The organism is Curtobacterium ammoniigenes NBRC 101786 (assembly GCF_001571045.1).
In the GTDB taxonomy this organism is placed as follows: Bacteria; Actinomycetota; Actinomycetes; order Actinomycetales; family Microbacteriaceae; genus Curtobacterium; species Curtobacterium ammoniigenes.
The window spans coordinates 1-5401 of the sequence record NZ_BCSV01000013.1; the positions used below are offsets into that span (position 1 = coordinate 1).

The 5401-nt window shown below is 56.6% G+C and carries 3 rRNA genes; all 3 read left to right on the top strand.

The window, feature by feature from the left end:
- The 3 genes from CAM01S_RS14175 to rrf all read left to right on the top strand — a co-directional run bounded on the left by CAM01S_RS14175 (position 1) and on the right by rrf (position 5338).
- Positions 1-1518, top strand: a 16S ribosomal RNA gene (locus CAM01S_RS14175).
- 424 nt (positions 1519-1942) lie between these two features.
- Positions 1943-5068, top strand: a 23S ribosomal RNA gene (locus tag CAM01S_RS14180).
- Positions 5069-5221: 153 nt separating this feature from the next.
- Positions 5222-5338: ribosomal RNA gene (gene rrf / locus CAM01S_RS14185) — 5S ribosomal RNA — on the top strand.
- Together the 16S, 23S and 5S rRNA genes form the textbook arrangement of a ribosomal RNA operon.
- Positions 5339-5401: the final 63 nt, after the last annotated feature.

Below are 5401 nucleotides of genomic sequence, written 5' to 3' on the forward strand. Positions count from 1 at the left end.
ACGGAGAGTTTGATCCTGGCTCAGGACGAACGCTGGCGGCGTGCTTAACACATGCAAGTCGAACGATGATGCCCAGCTTGCTGGGTGGATTAGTGGCGAACGGGTGAGTAACACGTGAGTAACCTGCCCCTGACTCTGGGATAAGCGTTGGAAACGACGTCTAATACTGGATATGACAACTGATCGCATGGTCTGGTTGTGGAAAGATTTTTTGGTTGGGGATGGACTCGCGGCCTATCAGCTTGTTGGTGAGGTAATGGCTCACCAAGGCGACGACGGGTAGCCGGCCTGAGAGGGTGACCGGCCACACTGGGACTGAGACACGGCCCAGACTCCTACGGGAGGCAGCAGTGGGGAATATTGCACAATGGGCGCAAGCCTGATGCAGCAACGCCGCGTGAGGGATGACGGCCTTCGGGTTGTAAACCTCTTTTAGTAGGGAAGAAGCGTAAGTGACGGTACCTGCAGAAAAAGCACCGGCTAACTACGTGCCAGCAGCCGCGGTAATACGTAGGGTGCAAGCGTTGTCCGGAATTATTGGGCGTAAAGAGCTCGTAGGCGGTTTGTCGCGTCTGCTGTGAAATCCCGAGGCTCAACCTCGGGCTTGCAGTGGGTACGGGCAGACTAGAGTGCGGTAGGGGAGATTGGAATTCCTGGTGTAGCGGTGGAATGCGCAGATATCAGGAGGAACACCGATGGCGAAGGCAGATCTCTGGGCCGTAACTGACGCTGAGGAGCGAAAGCGTGGGGAGCGAACAGGATTAGATACCCTGGTAGTCCACGCCGTAAACGTTGGGCGCTAGATGTAGGGACCTTTCCACGGTTTCTGTGTCGTAGCTAACGCATTAAGCGCCCCGCCTGGGGAGTACGGCCGCAAGGCTAAAACTCAAAGGAATTGACGGGGGCCCGCACAAGCGGCGGAGCATGCGGATTAATTCGATGCAACGCGAAGAACCTTACCAAGGCTTGACATACACCGGAAACGGCCAGAGATGGTCGCCCCCTTGTGGTCGGTGTACAGGTGGTGCATGGTTGTCGTCAGCTCGTGTCGTGAGATGTTGGGTTAAGTCCCGCAACGAGCGCAACCCTCGTTCTATGTTGCCAGCGGTTCGGCCGGGGACTCATAGGAGACTGCCGGGGTCAACTCGGAGGAAGGTGGGGATGACGTCAAATCATCATGCCCCTTATGTCTTGGGCTTCACGCATGCTACAATGGCCGGTACAAAGGGCTGCGATACCGTAAGGTGGAGCGAATCCCAAAAAGCCGGTCTCAGTTCGGATTGAGGTCTGCAACTCGACCTCATGAAGTCGGAGTCGCTAGTAATCGCAGATCAGCAACGCTGCGGTGAATACGTTCCCGGGCCTTGTACACACCGCCCGTCAAGTCATGAAAGTCGGTAACACCCGAAGCCGGTGGCCTAACCCTTGTGGAAGGAGCCGTCGAAGGTGGGATCGGTGATTAGGACTAAGTCGTAACAAGGTAGCCGTACCGGAAGGTGCGGCTGGATCACCTCCTTTCTAAGGAGCACTGGCATCGCCGTTCGCCCGGTGGGTGGGTGGGTGGTGTCCAGGCGCCGGTTCGGACCGAATGTGTCCGACGGTTAGCTCATGGGTGGAACATTGACAGTGCAGTCGGGATTGGGTTCTCGGGTCTAGTACGGCGCTTTCGGGTGTTGGGAACGGGTCGGGGGGTCGGTGTCGGCTGGTGCACGTTGTTGGGTCCTGAGGGACCAGGCTTCCGGGTTGCCATGGTTGTGGCGGTTCGGGGTTGGGCCGGTGATGGTCCTTCGTTTGGGCTGATTCGCGCTGACGGGTTCGTTGGTGGTGGGTTGGTGCCGATCGTATGTTGAGAACTACACAGTGGACGCGAGCATCTTAGATCCGCGTATGTCGCCTGCGTTGGTGGGTGGGGTGCGTGTGATCGCAATTTTTTCTTTGTGGTCGATAAGTTTCTAAGAGCAAACGGTGGATGCCTTGGCATCTGGAGCCGAAGAAGGACGTAGAAATCTGCGATAAGCCTCGGGGAGCTGATAATCGAGCTGTGATCCGAGGATTTCCGAATGGGGAAACCCCGCCAGGCGTTTTGCGACCTGGTGACTCCCGCCTGAATATATAGGGCGGGGTGAGGGAACGTGGGGAAGTGAAACATCTCAGTACCCACAGGAAGAGAAAACAACAGTGATTCCGTGAGTAGTGGCGAGCGAAAGCGGATGAGGCCAAACCGATCATGTGTGATAGCCGGCGGGCGTTGCATGGTCGGGGTTGTGGGACATGTCGTTCAGTTCTGCCGGGCTGGAGCGGTTACAGCGCATCATAGTCGAACCGGTTTGAATGCCGGGCCGTAGTGGGTGGGAGCCCCGTAGACGAAATGGTGTTATGGCCGGATGTGTATCCCAAGTAGCACGGGGCCCGAGAAATCCCGTGTGAATCTGTCAGGACCACCTGATAAGCCTAAATACTCCCAGATGACCGATAGCGGACAAGTACCGTGAGGGAAAGGTGAAAAGTACCCCGGGAGGGGAGTGAAATAGTACCTGAAACCGTTTGCTTACAAACCGTCGGAGCACCCGTGTTGGTGTGACGGCGTGCCTTTTGAAGAATGAGCCTGCGAGTTAGTGATATGTGGCGAGGTTAACCCGTGTGGGGAAGCCGGAGCGAAAGCGAGTCTGAATAGGGCGGTTCAGTCGCATGTCCTAGACCCGAAGCGAAGTGATCTATCCATGGCCAGGGTGAAGCGACGGTAAGACGTCGTGGAGGCCCGAACCCACTTCAGTTGAAAATGGAGGGGATGAGCTGTGGATAGGGGTGAAAGGCCAATCAAACTTCGTGATAGCTGGTTCTCTCCGAAATGCATTTAGGTGCAGCGTTGCGTGTTTCTTGCCGGAGGTAGAGCTACTGGATGGCCGATGGGCCCTACCAGGTTACTGACGTCAGCCAAACTCCGAATGCCGGTAAGTGAGAGCGCAGCAGTGAGACGGTGGGGGATAAGCTTCATCGTCGAGAGGGAAACAACCCAGACTACCAACTAAGGCCCCTAAGCGTGTGCTAAGTGGGAAAGGATGTGGAGTTGCATAGACAACCAGGAGGTTGGCTTAGAAGCAGCCACCCTTGAAAGAGTGCGTAATAGCTCACTGGTCAAGTGATTCCGCGCCGACAATGTAACGGGGCTCAAGCACACCGCCGAAGTTGTAGATTTCGTATTGTTGACAAGCCTTCGTGGTTCAGTCGTACGGAATGGTAGGAGAGCGTCGTGTGGCGAGTGAAGCGGCGGAGGAATCCAGCCGTGGACGCTACACGAGTGAGAATGCAGGCATGAGTAGCGAAAGACGGGTGAGAAACCCGTCCTCCGAAAGACCAAGGGTTCCAGGGCCAGGTTAATCCGCCCTGGGTAAGTCGGGACCTAAGGCGAGGCCGACAGGCGTAGTCGATGGACAACGGGTTGATATTCCCGTACCGGCGAACAACCGTCCGAGTCAATCCAGTGGTGCTAAGAGTCCTAACCCGGTTCGAGTGGATCCCTTCGGGGTGATACCGGCCGGTCTAACGCTCGACCCCATGCTGGTGCGGCTAGCGTAATAACAGGTGTGACGCAGGAAGGTAGCTGAGCCAGGCGATGGTATCCGTAAGGTGAACCTGGTGTAAGGATGTAGGGCTGACGATAGGCAAATCCGTCGTCTGTGTGCCTGAGATCCGATGCGTACCCGTTTGGGGAAATCAGTGATCCTATGCTGCCGAGAAAAGCATCGACGCGAGGTTGCAGCCGCCCGTACCCGAAACCGACTCAGGTGGTCAGGTAGAGAATACCAAGGAGATCGAGAGAATCGTGGTTAAGGAACTCGGCAAAATGCCCCCGTAACTTCGGGAGAAGGGGGGCCGGACCCGTGAACGGACATGCTCCGGGAGCGGGAAAGGCCGCAGAGACCAGTGGGAAGCGACTGTTTACTAAAAACACAGGTCCGTGCGAAGTCGCAAGACGATGTATACGGACTGACGCCTGCCCGGTGCTGGAAGGTTAAGAGGAAGGGTTAGCCTCACGGCGAAGCTCAGAATTTAAGCCCCAGTAAACGGCGGTGGTAACTATAACCATCCTAAGGTAGCGAAATTCCTTGTCGGGTAAGTTCCGACCTGCACGAATGGCGTAACGACTTCCCAGCTGTCTCAACCGCGAACTCGGCGAAATTGCACTACGAGTAAAGATGCTCGTTACGCGCAGCAGGACGGAAAGACCCCGTGACCTTCACTACAGCTTGGTATTGGTGTTCGGTGTGGCTTGTGTAGGATAGGTGGGAGACTGTGAAGCGGGCACGCTAGTGTTCGTGGAGTCATTGTTGAAATACCACTCTGGTCACTCTGGATGTCTAACGTGGGACCCTGATCGGGTTCACGGACAGTGCCTGGTGGGTAGTTTAACTGGGGCGGTTGCCTCCTAAAGAGTAACGGAGGCGCCCAAAGGTTCCCTCAACCTGGTTGGCAATCAGGTGGCGAGTGTAAGTGCACAAGGGAGCTTGACTGTGAGACGGACATGTCGAGCAGGGACGAAAGTCGGGACTAGTGATCCGGCAGTGGCTTGTGGAAGCGCTGTCGCTCAACGGATAAAAGGTACCTCGGGGATAACAGGCTGATCTTGCCCAAGAGTCCATATCGACGGCATGGTTTGGCACCTCGATGTCGGCTCGTCGCATCCTGGGGCTGGAGTAGGTCCCAAGGGTTGGGCTGTTCGCCCATTAAAGCGGTACGCGAGCTGGGTTTAGAACGTCGTGAGACAGTTCGGTCCCTATCCGCTGCGCGCGTTGGAAATTTGAGAAGATCTATCCCTAGTACGAGAGGACCGGGATGGACGAACCTCTGGTGTGTCAGTTGTTCTGCCAAGGGCACCGCTGATTAGCTACGTTCGGACCGGATAACCGCTGAAAGCATCTAAGCGGGAAGCCGTCTTCGAGATGAGATTTCCGTGCCCCGTGAGGGTGAGAGGCTCCCAGTAGACGACTGGGTTGATAGGCAGGATGTGGAAGCGGGGACTAACGACCCGTGCAGCTGACCTGTACTAATATGCCGATGACTTATTGACTTACCCATCCGTTTCGGCGGGTGGGGCTCGCGTCCACTTTGTGGTTCCCGATAGACGATCGGGGATCGACCCGCGACCATGCCCGGATCGTGTGAACGGTGTTCACCGATGTGTGGGGTGGTTGTGTGGGACAGATCGTGATATCGAAGCTGTTCCGGTGGTCATAGCGAGAGGGAAACGCCCGGTCACATTCCGAACCCGGAAGCTAAGCCTCTCAGCGCCGATGGTACTGCACGGGTGACTGTGTGGGAGAGTAGGACACCGCCGGACATTCCGTTGAAAACAGGGCCCCTCCCCGGGGTGTGACACACTCACAACCCCGGGCAGGGGCCC